We start from the raw sequence: 4475 nt of genomic DNA on the forward strand, positions 1-4475 counted from the left end.
ACGCCGCGCACACCGGCTTTGACCAGGCGATCCAGTTCCATGTCGCTCACGTCCAAAGGAACGACGGCAACCCCTGCAAATCTACGCGGGTCCAGCTGTTCAAGCGTCGCGCACAGTTGGGAATTGTCCGTGCCTAGAAAGCTCACCTGAACAAGCACGCCTCCCTTAATGCCGTGTGCTTTAAGGTTCTCAAGCCATGTCGACAGCCTTGCAGAGCGCTTCGGTACATACCGGGCATCAGGGATTGCGGTGCCGGCCTCAAAGACATGCGCGTGGCAGTCGAATTGAAACATGCGTGGCTACTCCCTTCAAATTCATATATATGACCAGTTGACTATTTCAATCAACACTGTTTACCCTCGGTGCGCAAGGGAGAGAATATGGCCACCGGATTGTCAGCAACAGATGATAGATTGCCAGCCTACCAGAGGCTTCGTGATACGTTGGCGTCGCGGATTGCCAGTGGCGAATGGACTGCCGATGCGCCGATCCCCTCTGAGGCCAGAATTGCCAAAGACTATAGCCTGTCCGTCGGAACTGTGCGCAAGAGCGTCGATGGTCTGGTTGCAGAAGGTCTGCTGGAGCGCCGCCAAGGGTCTGGCACATATGTCAGAGCGCCTTCGTTTGACGCGACCCTCTTTAGGTTCTTTCAGTTGCGCGAAGCCGATGGCTCGCAACTTTCAATCCCTTCCAGTCAGCTTATTCTGCGCACAAAAACCACCGCACCCAAAGAGGCAGCTGAGGCGCTTGGGGTCAGGGACGTCATCAAAATCGTCCGGCTGCGGAGCCTGTCTGACCTGCCTGTCCTGTTTGAAGAGATCTATGTGCCTGCTGCACTTTTTGACGGTTTTGCCGACCTGCCCGATGTAAGTTTTGGCCCGCTTCTTTATCCGCTGTATTTTGAGCAGTTCGGGGTGCTTGTGAAACGGGCGACTGACGATCTGTCGTTTGAACAGGCCAGCGGTGCCGTCGCATCGCAGCTTCGCCTGCTGAGCGGTGATCCGCTCGCCGTGATCCGCCGCACCGCTTTTGACATTAACAACAAACCCGTTGAGTGGCGCATCGCGCAAGGCAGCGCTGCTCAATTCCGCTACCGAAGTGAAATCAACTAAACCACGTTTTTTGGGAGGAAATACCATGATCAAACAAACACTCGTCGGACTGACAGCCTTAGCCGCTTTGGCAACGCCTGTGCTGGCCGAATATCCAGAGCGCAGCATCGAGCTGACCATTCCCGCAGGCGCTGGTGGCGGGACAGATACCAGCGCTCGTAAACTTGCGATTCTGCTGGAAGAAGCGCTTGGCCAGTCCATTGCAGTCCTCAACGTCTCAGGCAGTGGCGGTTCAGTTGGGGCCACCCAGTTTATGCAGGCCAAGCCAGACGGCTACTCGCTTTTTGCGACATGGAATAGCCCGCTGACAACGGTGCCGCAGGTACAAGACGTTGCCTATTCGCTCGACAGCTTCACGCCAATCGCATCGACGTCTGAAACCGCTTACACGCTTTGCGTTATGGCTGATTTCCCCGGCACGACGGGCGAAGCCTTCTTGGCCGAATTGGCCGCGAACCCGGGTAAATACACCTATGCCAATGACGGTATCGGCGGGACGATGCAGTTGGCCGCAGAGCGCATTTTTCAGGAAAAGGGCATCGACGCCCTCGCCATTCCGTTTGGTGGGGCAAAGGAATCTTTGCAGAACTTCCTCGGCGGTCACGTCGACATATACGGCGGCTCGATCTCAACCGTACTTCCCCATGTCGAAGCAGGCACAGCTGTGTGCCCGATTGTGACTTCGGCTGCGGATGTAGCCGCTCTACCCGGCGCGTCTGGACTAGAAGCTCTTGGAATGGGCGACAAAGAAACGTTGCTTTGGCGCGCTATCCTGGGACCCAAAGACCTCGACCCAGCAATCGTGAGCAAACTTGCGGATATCATTGAAACCGCCGTCAATGATCCCGGTTATGTCGAATTCCTTGCGACCAAAGGCGAAACACCAAATGTCGTGAAAGGTGACGACCTTGGGGCGCGCTTGCAGGCAGAATTTGACGGTTTGGCCGCTGTGTCCAAAGCTCTGGGCCTCTGAAACCTTGGAACGTCAACAAGACATAACGCTCGGGGCCATATTCGTGGCCCTGGGCATTGCCGCGGCTTGGGGTGCGACGTCCTATAAGGGCGCGGGCGGCATTTACCCGATGGTGTTGGGGCTCTTGCTGGCGCTCTTTGGGCTTTTTGTTGCGTTCAGAGCCGTGCGCGCAAGCTCTGGCACCGAGCGCCCCTTGATGGAAGCACCGGTCAATCTTGCAACGACTGTCTTGGCGGGCATCTTCTTTGTGGCTCTCGTAGTGCCGCTTGGCTTTTATACTGCGTCCTTCTTGCTGATGTTGGGCCTGCCCTTGGCTTTGGGGTTTCGGCGACTTCCCTACACCGTGATCGTCGGTGCCGTGTTTATCGGGATTGTCTATCTGGTCTTCTCGATCCTTCTGGAAAAACCATTGCCGCGAGAGTGGTTCCTGACTGCATTTGGATCGGGCTGACATGGATTTCTACCTCAATGGACTCTTGGCAGTTCTGGCCTTTGGGCCACTGACCGCCATGATCGGTGCGACGATCATCGGCGTTTTTATTGGCGCATTGCCCGGGCTAAATCCGGTCATGGCCATCGCGCTTTTGCTGCCGCTGACCTACGGGATGGACCCGCTGGTGGCCCTTGGCATGGTGGCCGGCATCTACAATGGATCGATGTATGGTGGCGCGATCCCTTCGATCTTGCTGCGTATTCCCGGCACGCCCGCCTCTATTGCAACGACCTTCGACGGCTTTCCAATGGCTCAAAAAGGCGAGGCGTCAAAGGCGCTCAGGATCGCCTGTTGGTCCTCGGCAATTGGCGGCATCGCATCTGCGATTGCACTGATGACGGTGGGGCCGCTGCTGGCAAAGGTTACGCTCTTGTTCGGTCCGGCCGAGTATTTCTGGATTGCAGTTTTTGGCATGGCGTCGGTCGGCGTGATGGTTGGCTCTGATCCAGTGAAAGGCGTCATGGCCGCTGTTTTGGGTTTGCTGCTTGGCACGATCGGCATCGACAGCCTGTCGGGTCAGGCGCGCTATACATTCGGCCAAGTCTGGCTGCTAGGTGGCCTTGACCTAATCGTGGTTCTTGTCGGGCTTTATGCGTTGCCGCCCGTTCTGCAATTGGCAGAAAAAGCTGATCTCAAGGGCCTTTCGGCTGCCGCGTTAAAGCTACAGCGTGTGCCCTTCAAAAAAGGCGAAATCCGAGGGCTGATACCGACTTGGCTAAGGTCTTCGGGCATCGGTATCGCGATCGGCATTCTGCCCGGCGCAGGCGGAAACATCGCAGCTTTCATAAGCTACAACACAACAAAGAATGCGGCCAAAGATCCCGATAGCTTTGGCAAGGGCAACCCCAAAGGGGTCGCGGCAGCCGAGTGTGGGAACAACGCTGACAACGCGGCGTCCATGATCCCGGCGCTCGCCTTGGGCATTCCGGGAAACGTGGTCGCTGCCTTAGTCTTAAGTGCCTTGGTGATCCATGGCCTGCAACCTGGGCCACAACTCTTTCACCAAAACCCTGTGCTTGTTAGCGGCTTCATGATGGAAATGCTTCTGACCTCGGTGCTCATTTTCTTCCTCGGGGGCGCTTTGGCCACACGCGTCTTTGCGCAATTTCAACGATTGCCCGGTGTGTTGTTGGTGCCGTCAATCCTCATCCTGATGTGTGTTGGCGTTTATGTGATCAACGGCCGCGCCGTCGATCTTTGGATTATGCTTGGTGCAGGTGTTGCAGGTTACTTCCTCGAAAAAGTGAATGTCCCACTCGCACCGATCATCCTTGGCATGATCCTTGGCCCAATGGCCGAACAAAGTGTCAGGCGCGCGCTCTTAATAGCGCGTGGCGACGCGACAGAGCTATTTACCAGACCATTGTCAGCGACGCTTGCAATCGCGACACTGCTGGTCCTTGTTTGGCCAATTGCCAAAGCTCTCAGGCAACGCAAACGGGTTCAAGAGGCCCAGTAGTACAGACCCGGACTTCAAACATTCTGCAATATTGGTGACATCTGAGCTCTTCGCGGCTTAATGCACGCGCAGACATAGCGCGTGCAAAGTGCCCTTTTACAGCAGCCATTCACTCCTATGCTAGGATCTTCACGTCAGCGAAGTGTTGATGTCTGGGTACCGGCGGTGAAGGAGTTTCTGGACTTCCTCAAGCAATACCTGCATGCCGTCCTGACAAATGTTGGCGTTAACCCTGAATGACCGGAATTACGATTTGTGCCGCGCTGCAACAACAGAGGTGCCGCAGAAGCAAAGTGATGCTGCGTCAGCGAAGTGCGGAAAACCAAGGTCGGCTTGGTCCTGCATAGGAGACCTTAGTGCAGAGCGCAGCGAATGTCTGCTCCCCCACAGACGTTCATGAACCTTTGCTGTTCGCCCAACGTGTTGTTCGTCATAACT

At 56.0% G+C, this 4475-nt stretch carries 5 protein-coding genes; 4 read left to right on the top strand and 1 reads right to left on the bottom strand.

Annotated elements, in window-relative coordinates:
* Positions 1-293: amidohydrolase family protein (locus tag ABF287_RS11400; RefSeq protein ID WP_347185130.1), on the bottom strand; the 293-nt coding region annotated here is incomplete at its 3' end.
* An 87-nt stretch (positions 294-380) separates the two neighbouring features.
* On the opposite strand from ABF287_RS11400, the gene ABF287_RS11405 reads away from it, so the two are divergent.
* From ABF287_RS11405 to ABF287_RS11420, 4 genes are read left to right on the top strand one after another with little or no spacing between them, the layout of a single operon-like run.
* On the top strand, positions 381-1112 hold the full coding sequence (locus ABF287_RS11405) for a GntR family transcriptional regulator (RefSeq protein ID WP_347185131.1): 732 nt from the start codon (positions 381-383) through the stop codon (positions 1110-1112).
* Between the two features lie 25 nt (positions 1113-1137).
* Positions 1138-2085, top strand: a complete 948-nt coding sequence (locus ABF287_RS11410) for a tripartite tricarboxylate transporter substrate binding protein (RefSeq protein WP_347185132.1) — start codon at positions 1138-1140, stop codon at positions 2083-2085.
* A 4-nt stretch (positions 2086-2089) separates the two neighbouring features.
* Positions 2090-2536, top strand: coding sequence for a tripartite tricarboxylate transporter TctB family protein (locus ABF287_RS11415; protein WP_347185133.1), 447 nt, complete (start codon positions 2090-2092; stop codon positions 2534-2536).
* 1 nt (position 2537) lies between these two features.
* Complete coding sequence (locus ABF287_RS11420) at positions 2538-4037, top strand: tripartite tricarboxylate transporter permease (protein WP_347185134.1); 1500 nt, start codon at positions 2538-2540, stop codon at positions 4035-4037.
* The last annotated feature ends 438 nt before the right edge of the window (positions 4038-4475 follow it).

It is taken from the genome of Pacificibacter sp. (assembly GCF_039769035.1).
Lineage (GTDB): Bacteria > Pseudomonadota > Alphaproteobacteria > Rhodobacterales > Rhodobacteraceae > Celeribacter.

Coding starts and splice junctions, on each gene's coding strand:
- ABF287_RS11410 (WP_347185132.1), top strand. CDS start 1,138: ATGATCAAACAAACACTCGTCGGACTGACAGCCTTAGCCGCTTTGGCA.
- ABF287_RS11420 (WP_347185134.1), top strand. CDS start 2,538: ATGGATTTCTACCTCAATGGACTCTTGGCAGTTCTGGCCTTTGGGCCA.
- ABF287_RS11405 (WP_347185131.1), top strand. CDS start 381: ATGGCCACCGGATTGTCAGCAACAGATGATAGATTGCCAGCCTACCAG.